Annotated in this window: 11 protein-coding genes and 1 pseudogene; 7 read left to right on the top strand and 5 right to left on the bottom strand. The window is 73.7% G+C overall.

The window, feature by feature from the left end:
• Positions 1 to 487: 487 nt before the first annotated feature.
• Positions 488 to 1,693 (top strand): hypothetical protein, encoded by a 1,206-nt coding sequence (locus AXW62_RS24055; protein WP_060946350.1) that lies wholly within the window; start codon positions 488 to 490, stop codon positions 1,691 to 1,693.
• Between the two features lie 45 nt (positions 1,694 to 1,738).
• Here AXW62_RS24055 and AXW62_RS24050 read toward each other — a convergent pair whose 3' ends face one another.
• Entirely contained in the window at positions 1,739 to 2,371 is a 633-nt protein-coding gene (locus tag AXW62_RS24050; RefSeq protein WP_060946342.1) for a GAP family protein, read from the bottom strand.
• A 181-nt stretch (positions 2,372 to 2,552) separates the two neighbouring features.
• On the opposite strand from AXW62_RS24050, the gene AXW62_RS24045 reads away from it, so the two are divergent.
• Positions 2,553 to 2,936 carry an SHOCT domain-containing protein gene (locus tag AXW62_RS24045; RefSeq protein WP_060946341.1) on the top strand — a complete coding sequence of 128 codons (384 nt, stop codon included), beginning with the start codon at positions 2,553 to 2,555 and terminating at the stop codon, positions 2,934 to 2,936.
• A gap of 29 nt (positions 2,937 to 2,965) precedes the next feature.
• On the opposite strand, the gene AXW62_RS24040 is transcribed toward AXW62_RS24045, so the two are convergent.
• Together AXW62_RS24040 and AXW62_RS24035 are read right to left on the bottom strand one after the other, a co-directional pair.
• A complete protein-coding gene (locus tag AXW62_RS24040; protein WP_060946340.1) occupies positions 2,966 to 3,418 on the bottom strand; it encodes a hypothetical protein in 453 nt (150 codons plus the stop codon).
• 198 nt (positions 3,419 to 3,616) lie between these two features.
• Complete coding sequence (locus tag AXW62_RS24035) at positions 3,617 to 4,690, bottom strand: LacI family DNA-binding transcriptional regulator (protein WP_060946339.1); 1,074 nt, start codon at positions 4,688 to 4,690, stop codon at positions 3,617 to 3,619.
• Positions 4,691 to 4,838: 148 nt separating this feature from the next.
• On the opposite strand from AXW62_RS24035, the gene AXW62_RS24030 reads away from it, so the two are divergent.
• Positions 4,839 to 5,813, top strand: a complete 975-nt coding sequence (locus tag AXW62_RS24030) for an ROK family protein (RefSeq protein ID WP_060946338.1) — start codon at positions 4,839 to 4,841, stop codon at positions 5,811 to 5,813.
• 621 nt (positions 5,814 to 6,434) lie between these two features.
• On the opposite strand, the pseudogene AXW62_RS41365 reads toward AXW62_RS24030, so the two are convergent.
• Positions 6,435 to 8,532 (bottom strand): annotated as a pseudogene (locus AXW62_RS41365) (NPCBM/NEW2 domain-containing protein).
• Between the two features lie 373 nt (positions 8,533 to 8,905).
• Between AXW62_RS41365 and AXW62_RS24025 the strand changes: the two are divergent.
• Complete coding sequence (locus AXW62_RS24025; protein WP_060946337.1) at positions 8,906 to 9,967, top strand: NUDIX hydrolase; 1,062 nt, start codon at positions 8,906 to 8,908, stop codon at positions 9,965 to 9,967.
• An 805-nt stretch (positions 9,968 to 10,772) separates the two neighbouring features.
• Here the strand turns inward: AXW62_RS24025 and AXW62_RS24020 are convergent.
• The gene (locus tag AXW62_RS24020; RefSeq protein WP_060946336.1) at positions 10,773 to 12,134 is read right to left on the bottom strand and encodes a dipeptidase; all 1,362 of its coding nucleotides are present in this window, start codon (positions 12,132 to 12,134) and stop codon (positions 10,773 to 10,775) included.
• 169 nt (positions 12,135 to 12,303) lie between these two features.
• On the opposite strand from AXW62_RS24020, the gene AXW62_RS24015 reads away from it, so the two are divergent.
• The 3 genes from AXW62_RS24015 (at position 12,304) to AXW62_RS24005 (ending at position 16,027) form a co-directional block, all read left to right on the top strand.
• Positions 12,304 to 13,509 carry a geranylgeranyl reductase family protein gene (locus AXW62_RS24015; protein WP_060946335.1) on the top strand — a complete coding sequence of 402 codons (1,206 nt, stop codon included), beginning with the start codon at positions 12,304 to 12,306 and terminating at the stop codon, positions 13,507 to 13,509.
• Positions 13,510 to 13,950: 441 nt separating this feature from the next.
• Positions 13,951 to 15,159: a sensor histidine kinase gene (locus tag AXW62_RS24010; protein ID WP_060946334.1), complete on the top strand. Its 1,209-nt coding sequence runs from the start codon at positions 13,951 to 13,953 to the stop codon at positions 15,157 to 15,159.
• A gap of 202 nt (positions 15,160 to 15,361) precedes the next feature.
• A complete protein-coding gene (locus AXW62_RS24005; protein WP_060946349.1) occupies positions 15,362 to 16,027 on the top strand; it encodes a response regulator in 666 nt (221 codons plus the stop codon).
• Positions 16,028 to 16,232: the final 205 nt, after the last annotated feature.

Raw genomic sequence — 16,232 nt, 5'->3', positions numbered from 1 at the left:
GCTCGCCGGGTCCTGGAGGGCAGCCAGAGGGGAACCGGAGCCCTGACGTCCGCCGGGCCGCCCGCTCGCCGGACCCTGGCGGACGTCAGGTGTCACCCGTTCGCCGGGCCCGGGGCCCGCCCGCCCCGCCTGTCCGGCTTGGCCCCGCCCGTCCCGCCGGGTCTCCCGGGTCCGTTGGGTCTGCCGGGCCCGCCCGATCTGCCGGGCTCGCCAAGCGGCGGGTCCGCCGGGTTCGCCAAGCTGGCCGGGTCCGCCGGGTCCGCCGGGTTCACCGGGTCGGCCAGGTCCGCCGGGTTCACCGGGGCCATCGGTCCCGCCAGGTCCGCCCCGCCCCGCCAGGTCTGCTCGGCCCCGTCCGGTCGCCCGACCTTCCCGGACCGCCGCGTTCCCCCGGGCCCCGGGCTCGCTGATCCGCTTGGCCATATCCGCTCACCCGCCCGTGTCACCCGGGATGCGACCCCGCCAGGGAAGGCGGGAGATGGATGTCATGGCCAGAAGCGCCGTGTCGGCCCTGCTGATCCTGCTGGGATGCCTGCTCGTACCGGTGTCCGTGCTGACGGTGTGGGTTCACGACATCGTCCTGGACACCGACCGCTATGTGGCGACGGTCGCCCCGCTCGCGAAGGACCCGGCGATCCAGGACACCGCCGTGGACCAGGTCAGCGAGGCCGTGGACATCCGCCACAACAGCCGCGAGGTCACCGCCGACATCGCCGCCTGGCTGCGCGCCCACGGCCTTCCCGATCAGGCCGCCGACACCATCGAGGGGCTGGCTCCCCAACTGGACTCGGCCCTGGACCAGGCGGTGCGGAAAGTGGCGGCGCACATCGTGCACAGCGAGCAGTTCCCGGCCGTGTGGACCGGCGCCAACCGGGTCGCCCACACCGCCGTCGTGGGCGCCCTCACCGGTAAGGGCGGCGGGCCGGTCGGTGTCCAGGGACACACCGTCATCCTCAACGTCGGCGCCGCGGTGGACCGGGTCAGACAGCAGCTGGTGGACGCGGGGCTCCCCGCGGTCACCGGCATCCCCGACATCCACCAGCGGCTCGTCCTCTTCCACTCCGACCGGCTCGACACTTTTCGACGGTCGGCGCGCCTCCTCGACCTGGCCGGGAACTGGCTGCCCGCGCTGACGGTGATCCTGGGCGGCACCGGGGTGCTGCTCGCCCGCGGGCGCCGACGGGCGCTCGCGGGCGCGGCCCTGGGCACCGCGTTCGCCTCCCTCGCCCTGGCGCTGGCCCTCGCGGTGGGCCGCCGGTACTACCTCGACCACGTGCCGACGAGCGTGCTGTCCCCGGAGGCCGCCTCGGTCCTCTTCGACACGGTGGTGCGCTTCCTGCGGGTCACCGTGCTCACCGTGCTGGTGCTCGGTGTCGTGGTCGCGCTCGGTGCCTACCTGGCCGGCCCCGGGCGGCTGCCGAGCACGGTACGCGGCCGGGCCGAGATCCTCGCCGACAGCGCGGCCCGCTGGGGCGCGGCCCGCGGGGTGCGCACCGGCCGCGCCGGTACCTGGACCGCGGACCACCGGCGGGGACTGACGACGGCGGCCCTGCTGGTGCCGGTCGCCGTGTTCGCCCTGTGGAACCACCCCACCGTGCTGACGGTCCTCCTCCTGGTGCTCGTCCTGCTGGCCGCCCTCGCGGTGATCGCCCTCCTGGCCGCCATGGGCCGCGCCGGGGCACACGGCAGGTAGGTAGTAGTAGCTCAGTCAGTCAGGGGCCGGGGACCGAGAGGCCCGTCAGGGGGTCAGGATCAGCACGATGAAGATCAGGCAGGCGGCGATGTTGACCGCCCAGCTGTGCGTCATGAGCCATGCGCGCACCCGGGGCATCGCGTGCCGCGCCCGGTCGCCGAAGAGGAGATAGACGAGCAGCGGCAGCGCCGCGATCAGGACGGTGGCGGCGATGAACGGCAGCGCCGCCGTCCACCCCGCCTGGTGCTGCTCCAGATTCGCCCCCACGGTCAGCATGACCGCGATGTCGGACGGCATCAGCAGGATGACCAGAAGTCCGCTCATGAGCGCCTTACCGGGACCGGCTTCCATCAGCGAGCCCAGCCACTTCGGTATCTCGACCGTCCGCCGCCGCACATAGTTCTTGACGGCGACCAGCGCCAACAGCCCCACCAGCACCAGCTGGAAGACGGTCGCGGCCGACCCCCGATCGGACGGGCTGCCCGGTGAGACCGCCTGCCCCAGCAGCGCGCACAGGCCCCGGGCGATAGCGACCCCGGCCGCTGTCGCGACGGCCACTCCGAGGACGAACGCCAGGCACACCCGTACCGGCCGCGCGGTGGTCACCAGAATGACGGCGGCCACGATCTGCGGCCCGGCCATCATGGTGACGGCGAGGGGAAGAATCCGGAGGTCCATGGCCGCTCGTCCTTCCGGCCTCCGCAGTGGCGGTGTGGTGGTGCCCCGCTCTCCATTCGTACGCCCCGCCCGCCCGCTCGGCATCCGCAGCTGCGCCGACCGGGCGCCGCTGTACGCTGAGAGCGTGGGCCCTGGTGAGGCCCTCGCGGTCCCGCCGGGGATGTCCGACGGGAGGCAGGCGATGGACTATCCGCTGCTGAATGTTTTTCTGACCATGATGTGGGTCTTCCTGTGGATCCTGTGGTTGTTCCTGCTGTTCCGCGTGTTCACCGACCTCTTCCGCGACGACTCGCTGAACGGATGGGCCAAGGCGGGCTGGTCCGTCTTCGTCCTGGTGCTGCCCTTCCTCGGCGTCTTCGTGTACCTGGTGGCACGTGGCCGGGAGATGGGCATGCGCGAGATGAGGCGGGCCGAGAAGGCGGAGGCGGACTTCCGGGAGTACGTGCGAACGAGCGCGACCACCGGCCGGGCGGAGGAACTCGAGCACCTTGTGGAGCTCAAGAACCACGGTGACCTCACACCCGAGGAGTACGAGCGGGCCAAGGCCAAGGTGCTCGCGGCCTGAGAGAACGACCGGCACCGTGGTGGTCTTGGTCAGTACCGCACCGCGGTGCCCACCTGTGCCGTGACGCGGCCGGTGAGCTTGCGGTGGCTGCGGGCGGTGGCCCTGGTGGGCTTGTGCGGGGGCACCTTGGTCAGGCGCAGCAGGACGGCGTCGACCAAGTCCCCCTCGGCGTTGCGGAAATTGACCTCCACGGCGTACTCCGCCGAGTGGCGACCCGTGTTGGTCACGGTCAGCGGTGCGATCGCCCGCCCCTGGTCGTCGTGGGTCACCCGGCCGGTCTTCACCTCGCGTTTGGCCTGTGAGCCGCCCTTGATCTTGTCCAGTTCGGCCGCGGCCGACGCCCGCGCGGAGGCAATGGCGGCGGAGGCCCGGGACGCCTCGGACGACGGGCTGCCCCCGCCGCCCGAACAACCGGCGGCGGCCGGCGCCAGCACGGCCATGAGGCTCACCGCGCAGATCGTCCGCGTTCGGCGTCCGCTCATCGCGTCTCTCCCTCGTGCCTCCGGTCCGGGTCCCGGCCCTCCGCGTCCACCCTCGGGGTGGTGGGGGGCCGGGGCAACCGGGGCGGGGCCGTTCAGGCGTTCGGGGCAGCGGGTGTGGGGGGTAGGAGGTGCGCCGGGGGAGGGCGGTCCGGGGCAGCGGGTGTTCGAGGTGTGGGAAGGGTGCCGGGGGAGGGCGAATCAGGGGGTGGGGTCCGCGGGCGGGGGCAGTTCGCCTGAGCCGCGAGGGATCAGCCGGGTCGGGAGGACGAGCCGCCGAGGCTCCCCGCCCGCACCGTCGAGGCGGCGGAAGAGCAGATCGGCGGCGGTGCGGCCGAGCTGGGCCGAGTCCTGGGCTATGACGGTGACCCCGGGGGAGAGCAGATCGGCCAGCTCGAAGTCGTCGAAGCCGACGAGGGCCACCGGCGCGGCGGGCGCGGGGCGCTCGGCCAGGACCCGTACGACCGTGACCGTCACCCGGTTGTTGCCCGCGAAGAGCGCGGTGACCGGCTCGGCGGCGTTCAGCATCGCGGTGGCCGCGGCCCGGACCCGCTCCGGATCGGTGGGTCCGAGCGAGACCCAGGCGTCGTGGACCGGAAGACCCGCCTCGCTCATCGCCGCGTGATAGCCGCGCAGTCGCTCGGCGGCGGTGTGGATGCCCGGCAGGTCGCCGAGGAAGCCGATGCGGCGGTGGCCGTGGGCGATCAGATGGGCGACCGCGTCGCGGGAGCCGCCGAAGCTGTCGGAGAGCACGGCGTCGGCGTCGACCCGGCCCGCGGGGCGGTCGACGAAGACGGTGGCGACCCCGGCCGCCATCTCCGGGGCCAGATAGCGGTGGTCGTGCCCGGCCGGGATGATCACGAGGCCGTCGACCCGGCGCGCGCACAGCGCGAGCACCAGCTCCTGCTCGCGCTCGGGGTCCTCCGCGCTCGACCCGTTGATCAGCAGCGCGCCGTGGGCCCGGGCGACCTCCTCGACCGCGCGGCTCAGCGGACCGTAGAAGGGGTCGGCCAGATCCTCCAGGACCAGCCCGATGCTCGCCGTACGGCCCTTGCGCAGGATGCGGGCGCTGTCGTTGCGGCGGAAGCCGAGTGCGGTGATGGCCTCCTGGACCCGGCGCTCGGTGTCGGGGGTGACGCCTGGTTCGCCGTTGACCACTCTGGAGACGGTTTTGAGGCCGACCCCGGCCCGTGCGGCGACGTCCTTCATGGTGGGTCGGGTGCCGTAACGGCGTGTGGGGGTGCGGCTGGCGGTGCCCGGGGCGGTGTCGGTCACAGTGCGCTCGTCCCGTCGCTGGTCGTCGTGGGGGCAAGGAATGTCGAGCATAGCCGCTGGACAACGTTGTCAGTGCCGGTAAGACTGTTGCCCGTACATCGATCGTCCCCCATGCCTACCAGCATGCCCACCAGGAGAGTCGACACCTATGCCACGTGACCTCATCGCCGCACTGGACATCGGCGGGACCAAGATCGCGGGCGCGCTGGTGGACGGAAGCGGAAAACTGGTCGTACGGGCCCGCCGCGCCACCCCCGCCCAAGAGGCCGGCGCGACGGTGATGCGGGAGGTCACCGGCGTGCTCGAGGAGCTGGCGGCCACCCCGCACTGGTCGCGCGTCGCCGCCGTCGGCGTCGGCAGCGCGGGCCCGGTGGACGCCTCCGTAGGCACCGTGAGCCCCGTCAACATCCCCGGCTGGCGTGACTTCCCGCTCGCCGCCGGAGTCCGGGAGACCACCGGCGCACTGCCGCTGTCGCTGGTCGGCGACGGGCCCGCGATGACGGCCGCCGAGCACTGGCAGGGCGCGGCGCGCGGCCGCGGGAGCGCGCTGTGCATGGTGGTCTCCACCGGCGTGGGCGGCGGGCTGGTGCTGGGCGGTCGGCTGCACCCGGGCCCGACGGGCAACGCCGGGCACATCGGCCACATCAGCGTGGAGCTGAACGGGGACCTGTGTCCCTGCGGCGGACGCGGCTGTGTCGAGCGGATCGCCAGCGGCCCCAACATCGCCCGCCGCGCCCTGGACGGGGGCTGGCGCCCGGGGCCCGACGGCGACACCAGCGCCCAGGCCGTGGCCGCCTCGGCGCGGGCCGGTGACCCGGTCGCGCGGGCCTCCTTCGAACGCGCCGCTCAGGCACTGGCCGCCGGAATCGCCGCGACCGCCGCGCTCGTCGAGATCGAGGTGGCGGTCATCGGCGGCGGGGTGGCGGGCGCCGGGGACGTGCTGTTCACACCCCTGCGACGCGCCCTGCGCGACTACGCGACGCTGTCGTTCGTCCAGGGGCTGGAGGTCGTCCCGGCGCAGATGGGCACCGATGCGGGGCTGGTCGGCGCGGCGGCCGCGGCGGCGCAGGAGGCGCGGCTCGAGGGCTTCGGCCCGGCGGGCACGCCCCCGGCCGGCGCCTGAGCCTCGCCGTCACCCTCCCGGGCGGCGGACGGTGCCCGTCCTGGGTGCTGGGTTGTGTTTCTCGTGGGCGGTGGGCTGTCGCTGTCTTGGGTGCTGGGTTGTGCCCGTCTCGGGCGGTGGGCTGTTGCGCATCCTCCCGGGTGCTGGACCGTGCCCCTCCCGGGCGCCGGACCTGCCCTCTCGGGCGCCGGAGGTGACGGCGGCCGGGACGGGCCCGCGGGTTCATCGGCCCGCCCTCGGGGTGGCCGGGCTCGGGGTGGCCGGGCTCGGCACCCCTGGCTCGGCACCTGGAGTCCGGGGTGCCACGGCAGGGGCGCGGGGCACGGTGACGAGCCCCTTCCCGGGCTGCCGGGCGCCGAGCCCGGGACGGCCACGGGAAGGGGCGGTCCTCGGCCGGTGGTGAGGTCTCGGCCTGTGGGGAAGGGGCTCGGCTCGCTGGGAGATCTCGGTCCGGCGGGAGATCTCGGCCTGCGAGGACGACGCTCGGCCTGTGGGGACCGGGTTCGGCAGACGCCGGGAGAGCTCGCCCCGCGTGGCGGTCCCGGCCCGCACAACAGAGGATCTCGGCCCGCGAAGACAGATCGCAGCGGGCCGGGAGAGACCCGCGCGGGCGAAGGGGTCTCAGCAGGTGAAGGCCGCGTCGGCCCAGTCCCCGTGGTCGCTGGTCCCCGCCGTCCGTGACGACGAGCCGGACCGTGTCCGCCCCGCCGATGGCGGCCGTGAGGGCGGTGGCCGGATCGGCGTTGGTCAGCGTTCCCGACGATGCCACCTTGGTCTCGTCCGCCCACACCTCGAAGGCGACCGTCCCGGCGGTGCCCTTCTCGTCGTCCACGCCGACCTGTGCGGTGAAGCGTGAGCACCGGCCGCCGGTGTAGTACGTGACCTCGCTCGGCGCGTGTACGCCCAGCCCCTTGGCGTATGTGGTGCCGCCGAGCGTGAGGGGGTGGCCGTCGCCGGCCGCGTTCTCGCCGACGCTGGTGTCCTTCTCCACCGGGCCCCAGCCGTTGAGCGCGCTCAGCCAGGGCAGATCGCTCGCGTACGAGGTGCCGGAGGGCGGTGCGACGACCACATGGATCGCCGAGACCAGCCGCGCGGTGGCCCCGGTGCCTTCCGGTGAGCGGTAGCCGGCGCTGACCGTCAGTTCGTACCCGCCGGGGGCGACCCGCGCGGGCGCGGTGACCTGCCAGCGTGTCGCCAGCCTGGAACCGGTGGGCAGCGAGGCGGCCCGGGCCGGTGAAGTGGCCTTGATCCGCCAGCCGTCGGGCCCGGTGAGCCGGATCGAGACCTGATGGGCCGGGGTGCGGCCGAGGTCGGTGAGCGCGGTCTCGATCCGGGCCGTGCCCCCGGCCTCGGTCAGCGCCGTGCCGTCGAGGCCGAGTTCCGCGGCGGGCGGGTAGGAGGCCCAGCGGGCGTCCGCGGAGACCCGGTAGAGCACGGTGCCGTGGGCCGGGACGGTGGCCGCGATGGCTCCGGCGGTGTGGTAGTCCTGGTGCGCCCACAGGTCGCGCAGCCGGTACGCGGTCGCCCCGGGCAGCCCGACCCCGGTGGCGGAGGTGGCGATGTGCCGCGGCCGGTCGGTCTCGTTGAACAGCGCGACGGCCCGGCTGCCGTCCGCCATCTCCTTGGCGATGACCCAGCGCCCGTCCTCGGAGGAGACCACGGTGCCCTGTTTGCCGAGCGGGTCCTGATCGACGGCGATGACCTCGCGATTGCCGAGGATCCCGTACGTCTCGGCGGTGGCCTTGCGCAGGTCGGTGCCGATCAGCAGGGGTGCGGCCATGATCGACCACAGCGAGAAGTGGCTGCGGTACTCGCTGTCCGTCATCCCGCCGTTGCCGACCTCCAGCATGTCGGGGTCGTTCCAGCGGCCGGGCCCGGCGTACCGCGCGAGCGGCAGGTTCTGCTTGGCGATCGACAGCATGCTGCCCCAGCTGTCGCTGATATCGCCCGTCGTCCGCCACAGCTGGCCGAGTTCGCCCGCCCACTCCCAGGGCTTGTTCTCGCCCCATTCGCAGATGCTGTAGACGATGGGGCGGCCGGTGGTCTCGGCCGCGGCCTTGAGCGCGTCGCGCATCGTGCGATAGCGCTGACGGGCGTCGACGCCCTGGTTATTGCAGTTGTCGTACTTGAGGTAGTCGATGCCCCAATCCGCGAACTGCTGGGCATCGGACTTCTCATGGCCGAGCGCCCCGGGGAATCCGGCGCTGTTGCACGTTTTGGTGCCCGCGCTGGTGTAGATGCCGAGCTTCAGCCCCTTGGAGTGGACATAGTCGGCGACGGCCTTGATGCCGTTGGGGAAGCGGACCGGGTCGGGGACGAGCTTGCCGTCGGCGCCGCGCTGCGGCAGCGCCCAGCAGTCGTCCAGGTTGACGTACTGGTATCCGGCGTCCTTCAGCCCCTTCGCCACGAAGATGTCGGCGATGCCCTTGACCATCGCCTCGTTGAACTCCGCTCGGCAATGGGTGGAGTTCCAGTTGTTGAAGCCCATCGGCGGGGTGAGGGCGAGCCCCTCGTCGGGCGCGGCAGCGGGTGCGGAGGCCAGCGCGGCGGTCGGGGTGGAGGGCGCCCCGGCGGCCGGGGCGGAGGCCAGCGCGGCGGCCTCGCCGGAGCGCGTCGGCTGGGCGGCGGCGGGGAGGACCAGGCCGACCGTGACCAGCAGACCGGCGCTCACTGCTCCCATGATTCTTCGTTTCGCGGGTCGAAAACAGTGGTGGCGCATGATGCGATTCCTCCGTTCTCAACGGGGGTGAGGCAGTGTCATGACTGCGTCACATGCGAGCGTTCACGGTAGCGCCGTGCGTGCGCTTCCACGAGACATCGCGGTCGGCACCGGCCGGCCGCGGTCGCCCTCCGCGGTCGGCACCGGCCGCGGTCGCCCTCGGGCTGATACGCCAGGGGCCATCGTGACCCAAATGACCAGGGTGGCCATTGTGACGGAAGAGTGCCGCGCCCCGGCTCCGCATCGCCGCACCGCCCGGCGGCGCCCCGGGATGCGGCCCGGGGCGGCCCGATCCGTCACTCGGTCGTCTTCGGGCGTTTCCGTAGCAGGGTGATGCGGGCAACTGTCAGGAGGCGATGGAATAGGGGGAAATGTGATCGTCTGGCTGAACGGTGCGTTCGGTGCGGGTAAGACCGCCGCGGCCCGTGAATTGGTGGACTTCATACCCGGCAGCACGTTCTACGACCCGGAGCTGGTCGGCAACGGTCTGCGGATGATGCTTCCGCGCAAACGTCTTGAACAGGTGACCGACTACCAGGACCTGCCTTCCTGGCGCCGGCTGGTCGTGGACACCGGAGCGGCCTTGCTCGCGGAGGTCGGCGGGCCGCTCGTGGTCGCCATGACGGTCCTCAGACAGGAGTACCGGGACGAGATCTTCGGCGGCTTCGCGGCCCGTCGCATCCCCGTCCGGCATGTGCTGCTGCACACCGATGAAACGATCCTTCGCGAGCGGATAGCCGAACGCGAGGAGATACCCGGGGACGCGGACGCGAACGAGGCCGTACGCCAGTGGTGTCTGGCCCATCTCACGCCCTACCGGGCGGCCCTGACCTGGCTGACCGCCGATGCCCATGTCGTGGACACCACCGGGCTCACCCCGCGCCAGACCGCCGAACACATCGCCGGCGCCGTCCGTGAGGGCGCCGGGAGCTGCGACATCGTGCAGACCCCGGAGCCGACGGCGGAGACGCTGGCCGCCGGTGTCCTGCTCTTCGACGAGGCGGACCGGGTGCTGCTCGTCGACCCCACCTACAAACCCGGCTGGGAGTTCCCCGGCGGCGTCGTCGAACCGGGTGAGCCCCCGATGTGCGCCGGGGTGCGCGAGGTCACCGAGGAACTCGGGGTACGGCTCGACGAACCGCTGCGGCTGCTGGTCGCCGACTGGGAACGCCCCCAGCCGCCCGGATACGGGGGCCTGCGGCTGCTCTTCGACGGCGGCATGCTCTCCACGGCGGCCTCGCGGGAGCTGCTGCTGCCCGGCTCCGAACTGCGCGGCTGGCGCTTCGTCACCGAGAACGAGGCCGCCGCGCTGCTGCCGCCGGTACGGCTGAGCAGACTGCGCTGGGCGCTGCGCGCCCGTGAGCAGGGACGCCCGCTGTATCTCGAAGCGGGCGTCCCTACCGGCGGGCCCTTGCCGAGCGGCCTCACCGGCTGACCGCGCCCGGCGGACCGCCACCGGCTGACCGTGCCCGGCGGACCGCCACCGGCTGACCGTGCGGACCGCCACCGGCTGACCGTTCCGTAACGGCTTTACCGACGGCGGTCGTTGAGCGGTCTCCCCGGCCGCTCGCCGTCGGCCGACCGTCCCCGGTCGGCTCTCACGAGCTGGCCGTCCCCGACCAGCTCTTACCGGCTGACCCGCACCGGCCGACTTCCACCGATCGGCCTGCACTGATCGGCCCAGACTGACCGGCCCAGGATGATCGGTCCAGACTGATCGGCCCGCACTGAACGACTCACAACCCGCGCATCGGCACCGGCCAGCACAAGCTGACTCTCACTGAGCGGCCGCACCCACTGGCCTCACCGGTCAATCCATCGGCGGCCTGACCAGTTGCCCCGTCTACCGGCCCTGCCGGGGCGCCCTGGCAGGGCCGCCGCACCTACCCCCCGCGAACCGGGACCGGCCGCAGGGCGCGGGCCCTCCCGCAGGGCGCGGAAGGGCCCGGAGCGAGGCAGGGCCCGGGGTGTGGGAGGGCCTGGAGCACGGCACACCCGAGGGCGCGGGCACGACCGAGACGCGGAGAGCGCCCGGGTCGCGGCACGCCCGAGACGCGGCGAGCCCCCGGAGCGCGGCAGGCCCGGGGGAGCGGGGAGGCCCTGGAGACAGGCAGGCCCGGAAACAGGCAGCCCCCGAGACAGGCAGGCCCCGAGACGGGCAGGCCCCGGGCACGCCTGGCCCGGGGCCTAGCAAGGCAAGGCCCCCGGGCCGGGGCGTGGCGGGCCCCGGCGCTGACTACTCAGCCCTTGCCCTGTGCGTACATCTCCAGGAACAGCGCCTCGGTGAGCGAGAGCTTCTCCAACTCCTGCGGGGAGACGCTCTCGTTGACCGCGTGGATCTGCGCCTCCGGCTCGCTCAGCCCGATCAGCAGGATTTCCGCCTGCGGGTAGAGCGAGGCCAGGGTGTTGCACAGCGGGATCGAGCCGCCCTGTCCGGCGATGGCCATCTCCTGGCCGTCGTACGCCACCCGCATCGCCTCCCGCATCGCGGTGTACGCCGGGCTCGTGGTGTCCGCGCGGAACGGCTGGCCCTGGCCGATCTGCTCCACCGAGAGCCGCGCGCCCCACGGAACCGAGGACCGCAGGTGCTCGGCCAGCAGCCGGTTCGCCTCGGCCGCGTCCACGCCCGGCGGCACCCGCAGGCTGATCAGCGCCCGCGCGCTCGCCTGGACGGACGGGGTGGCGCCGATCACCGGCGGGCAGTCGATGCCGAGCACGGTGACCGCGGGGCGCGCCCAGATGCGGTCGGCGACCGTCCCCGAGCCGATCAGCCCGACCCCGTCGAGCACCTTGGCGTCGTTGCGGAAGTCCTCTTCCGCGTACTGCAGCCCCTCCCACACGGCGTCCGCGGCCAGGCCCTTGACCGTTGTCGAGCCGTCCTCGGCGCGCAGCGAGTCCAGCACGCGGATCAGCGCGGCGAGCGCGTCCGGGGCCGCCCCGCCGAACTGGCCGGAGTGAAGGTTCCCCGCCAGGGTCTCCACCGAGACCCGCAGCAGCGTCATACCGCGCAGCGTGGCCGTGACCGTCGGCAGTCCGACCCGGAAGTTGCCCGCGTCGCCGATCACGATCGTGTCGGCGGCCAGCAGTTCGGGGTGGGCCTCGGCATAGCGCTCCAGACCGCCCGTGCCCTGCTCCTCCGAACCTTCCACGATCACCTTGACGTTGACCGGGACCCCGCCGTGCTCCTTGAGCGCCCGCAGGGCGGTGAGGTGCATGATCACGCCGCCCTTGCAGTCCGCGGCGCCCCGCCCGTACCAGCGGCCGTCGCGCTCGGTCAGCTCGAAGGGCGGGGTGTGCCAGGCGTCCTCGTCCAGCGGGGGCTGCACGTCGTAGTGCGCGTAGAGCAGCACGGTCGGGGCACCGGCCGGTCCGGGCAGAAAGCCGTAGACGGACTGGGTGCCGTCCGGGGTGTCCAGCAGCGCCACGTCCTCGAACCCCTCGGCGCGCAGCGCGTCGGCGACCCACCGCGCCGCGGCCTCGCACTCGGCGCGCGGGAACTGCGCCGGGTCCGCGACCGACTTGAAGGCCACCAGCTCGGCCAGCTCGTCCCTGGCGCGCGGCTGCAGGGCGGCGACGGTGGCGGCGAGAGGTGCCTGCTCCATGGGTGACACTCCTGGGATGCGACGGGCGAACGGCGGGATGCGCTGCGATGGGCACGTATGTGCGGCTTGATGCCGCGTGGCCGATCATCCCACAGCGGGGTCATCCGTCGGCGAGCCGTAGGATGCCCGTGAGGCGCATCAGGTCGGTCGATTGGGAGCGGATCCACACGTGAGCAGCGACAACGTAGCCCCGGACAATGAAGCGGTATGGGACGTGGTCGTGGTGGGCGCGGGCCCCGCGGGCGCCTCGGCAGCCCACGCCGCCGCCTGCGCCGGGCGCCGGGTGCTGCTGCTGGAGAAGGCCGAACTGCCGCGCTACAAGACCTGCGGCGGCGGCATCATCGGTCCCTCGCGGGACGCGCTCCCGCCGGGTTTCGAACTGCCGCTGCGCGAGCGGGTGCACGCGGTGACCTTCTCGCTGAACGGCAAGCTGGCCCGTACCCGCCGCTCCAAGCAGGCCCTCTTCGGGCTGATCAACCGGCCGGAGTTCGACGCGGCCCTGGTCGAGGCCGCCAAGGACGCGGGCGCCCAGGTCCGTACGGGCGTCGCGGTCACGCGCGTCGAGCAGCACGGACCGGCCGTGCCGGACCGGCGCACGGTCGCCGTGGTGCTCGCCGACGGTGAGACGGTGCTGGCGCGGGCCGTGGTCGGCGCGGACGGCAGCGCCAGCCGCATAGGCGCGCATGTGGGCGTGAAGCTGGACCAGGTGGATCTCGGCCTGGAGGCGGAGATCCCCGTTCCGCCGACCGTGGCGGAGGACTGGGCGGGCCGGGTGCTGATCGACTGGGGGCCGATGCCGGGGAGTTACGGCTGGGTCTTCCCCAAGGGCGACACGCTGACCGTCGGCGTCATCTCGGCGCGCGGCGAGGGCGCAGGGACCAAGCGCTACCTGGAGGACTTCATCGCCCGGCTCGGCCTCGCCGGGTTCGAGCCGAGCATCTCCTCCGGCCACCTGACCCGCTGCCGCTCCGACGACTCGCCGCTCTCCCGCGGCCGGGTGCTGGTGTGCGGGGACGCGGCCGGGCTGCTGGAGCCGTGGACGCGGGAGGGCATCTCCTACGCGCTGCGCTCGGGGCGGCTCGCGGGGGAGTGGGCGGTGCGCGTCGCCGAGGCGCATGACGCGGTGGACGCCCGCCGCCAGGCCCTGAACTACGCCTTCGCGATCAAGGCGGGACTCGGAGTGGAGATGGGCGTCGGCCGTCGTCTCTACGCGGTCTTCGCCCGCCGCCCCGGGATGTTCCACGCGGCGATCACCGGCTTCCGCCCGGCCTGGCGCGCCTTCACCAAGATCACTCGTGGCACCACGACCCTGGGCGACCTCGTCCGCACCCACCCGGCCGCCCGCCGAGCCCTGGCGGCCATGGACCGAGGGTAGGCCCGGCCTGGGGGCAGGCCCGGCCTGGGGTTAGTCCGGTCCGGGGCAGGCCCGGCCTGGGGTTGGCCCGGCCCAGGGCAGGCTCGGCCTAGGACCGGCCTGGGGTTGGCCCAGCCGGGGGTAGGCCCGGCCTGGGGTTGGCCCGGCCCGAGGCAGGACCGGCCGGTCCGGGGCAGGCCCGGCCTAGGACCGGCCTGGAGGCAGGGCTGGCCGTGGAATCCGGGGTTTCGTGGGCTCCGAGGCCCCGGGATTCCAGGGTTCCGGGTGCTCCGGGGCTCCCGGACTGAGGCTCCCGGACCGGGGCTCCGAGGACGGGGGCTCCGAGGACGGGGGCGGAGGATTCTGGGGTTCCGGGGCCGGGGCGGCTACTCCGTGTGGAGTACACGCGGCCACCGCCCCGGGCGGACGCCGGGCCCGTACGGGCGGTCTAGCGTTACCGACATGAGTCACCCATGGCCTGATGGCGGCGGCAAGCCGTGGCCCACCGGTCGGCTGCCCTGGCGCTCCTCGCTCGCGGTCGCCGTCGTCCAGCTGGTCGGCACGGGGTTCGCCGCCCATGGGCAGCCCGCCCGGACGGACCTCGGGCCCGGGGCCGCCGCGCTGCTGCTCGCCGGGCCCGTGCTGCTGCTCGTGCGCCATCGCCGCCCCGGGGCCGTTGTGGTCGGCACGGCGGTGGTGACCGTGGTCTACCTCGCCGCCGGGTATCCGTACGGCCCCGTCTTCGTGAGCGTCGTGCTCGCCTGCGTGGCGGCCGTCGCCGCCGGACGGCGGGTCGCCGCGTGGAGCGCCCTCGGCCTGCTGTGGGGGAGCCACCTGCTCATGGGCCACTGGCTCTACCACCGACTGCCGCCGGACGGTGACGGGCCCGTCGGCTGGGGGCCGGAGGTGGTGGTCGCGGCCTGGGCGGTGGCGATCGTCGCCGGGTCCGAACTCGTCCGCGTACGGCGTGAGCAGTCGGCCCGTGAACGGGCCGAACGGGAGGCGGCGGCGCGGCGCCGGGCGGATGAGGAGCGGCTGCGGATCGCCCGTGAACTGCATGACGTCCTCGCCCACAGCATCTCGGTCATCAACGTCCAGGCGGGAGTCGGGCTCGCCCTCCTGGACCAGGACCCCGAGCAGGCCCGCACCGCGCTGACCACCATCAAGGCGGCCAGCAAGGAGGCGCTGGGCGAGGTCCGCCAGGTCCTCGACACCCTGAGGACGTCCGGTGCCTCCGGCGCCGCGTCGCGTACACCCGCGCCGCGCTCACCCGCGCCCGGTCTGGACCGCCTGGAGGAGCTGACCGGGCAGGCGGCGGACGCCGGGCTGGCGGTGCGGGTGGAGGTGGAGGGCGTACGGACGGCCCTGCCGCCCGGCGCCGACCTCGCGGCCTTCCGCATCGTGCAGGAGGCCCTCACCAACGTCATCCGCCACTCCGGCTCCCGGAACGCCCGCGTTCTGCTGAGCTACGCCCCGGGCGGGCTGGAGCTGCGGGTGGACGACGACGGCCCGGCGGCCGGGGGTGGGGCGACGGGCGGCGGCAACGGCCTGGTCGGCATGCGTGAGCGGGCCGCCGCACTGGGCGGCACCGTGGAGGCGGGTCCCCGCCCGGACGGCGGCTTCCGCGTCCGGGCCCGGATCCCGCTCAAGGGCGGGAGGAGCACCCCGTGAGCGGCGGGCGCGTGGCCGCCGGTGTGCGGGCGGGGTTCGCCTCGCGTTTTCGCCGGGCGGCCGTGGACGCGAACGAGGTGACCCGTGAGCGGTGGGCGTGTGGCCGCCGGTGTGCGGGTGGGGTTCGGCTCGCGTCTTCGCCGGGCGGCCGGGGAAGCGAACGAAAGGAGGCGCCGTGAGCGGTGGGGACGCTGAACAGGCCGTGATCCGTGTCGTACTCGCCGATGACCAGGTCCTCGTCCGCGCCGGTTTCCGCGCCCTGCTGGCCGCGCAGCCGGACATCGAGGTCGTCGGCGAGGCCGCCGACGGGGAGCAGGCGCTGGGGCTGGTGCGGGAACGCCGCCCCGATGTCGTCCTCATGGACATCCGCATGCCGGTGCTCGACGGCCTCGCCGCGACCCGGGGGATCACCGAGGACCCGGCCCTCGCCGACGTGAAGGTGATCATGCTGACCACCTTCGAACTCGATGAGTACGTGTTCGAGGCGATCCGCTCCGGCGCCTCCGGTTTTCTGGTCAAGGACACCGAACCGGAGGAACTGCTCCGGGCCGTGCGCGCGGTCGTCGGCGGCGACGCGCTGCTGTCGCCCGGGGTGACCCGCCGTCTCATCGCCGAGTTCGCGGCCCGTTCCAAGGCGCCCGCGCCCGCGTCGGTGCTCGCGGAGTTGACCGAGCGGGAACGGGAGGTGATGGCCCTGGTCGGCATGGGGCTGTCGAACCAGGAGATCGCCCGGCGGCTGGTGGTCAGCCCGCTCACCGCCAAGACCCATGTGAGCCGCACGATGGTCAAACTGGGTGCCCGGGACCGCGCCCAACTCGTCGTGCTCGCCTATGAGTCGGGCCTGGTCCGCCCCGGTTGGCTCGGCTGAGCGGGGCCCTGTGCCGGCCAACTGAGCGGGCCCCATACCCGGCCGATCGAGCGGGCCCCCAGTCAACTAACCGGCCCCGCGCCCGGGAGGCGGTGGTCAGAACAGCCCCTCCGGGGCCCGCGCTTCCCGTTCCCACGCCGCCACCGGCGCCGTCGTCGGGGCGTCCGCCGCTGCTGCCGTCAGTGGCCAGCCCGCCAGCTGGCGG

The sequence above is a fragment of the Streptomyces hygroscopicus subsp. hygroscopicus genome (genome assembly GCF_001553455.1).
GTDB classification, from domain to species: Bacteria; Actinomycetota; Actinomycetes; order Streptomycetales; family Streptomycetaceae; genus Streptomyces; species Streptomyces hygroscopicus.
Note: the sequence above shows the minus strand (reverse complement) of the source record. Positions and strands in the feature narration are given on the sequence as shown.

What these genes read in the sequence shown, in the direction of transcription:
- AXW62_RS24040 (WP_060946340.1), bottom strand. Translation starts at nt 3,418, where the DNA reads ATGAGCGGACGCCGAACGCGGACGATCTGCGCGGTGAGCCTCATGGCC.
- AXW62_RS24030 (WP_060946338.1), top strand. Translation starts at nt 4,839, where the DNA reads ATGCCACGTGACCTCATCGCCGCACTGGACATCGGCGGGACCAAGATC.
- AXW62_RS24020 (WP_060946336.1), bottom strand. Translation starts at nt 12,134, where the DNA reads ATGGAGCAGGCACCTCTCGCCGCCACCGTCGCCGCCCTGCAGCCGCGC.
- AXW62_RS24050 (WP_060946342.1), bottom strand. Translation starts at nt 2,371, where the DNA reads ATGGACCTCCGGATTCTTCCCCTCGCCGTCACCATGATGGCCGGGCCG.
- AXW62_RS24010 (WP_060946334.1), top strand. Translation starts at nt 13,951, where the DNA reads ATGAGTCACCCATGGCCTGATGGCGGCGGCAAGCCGTGGCCCACCGGT.
- AXW62_RS24045 (WP_060946341.1), top strand. Translation starts at nt 2,553, where the DNA reads ATGGACTATCCGCTGCTGAATGTTTTTCTGACCATGATGTGGGTCTTC.
- AXW62_RS24055 (WP_060946350.1), top strand. Translation starts at nt 488, where the DNA reads ATGGCCAGAAGCGCCGTGTCGGCCCTGCTGATCCTGCTGGGATGCCTG.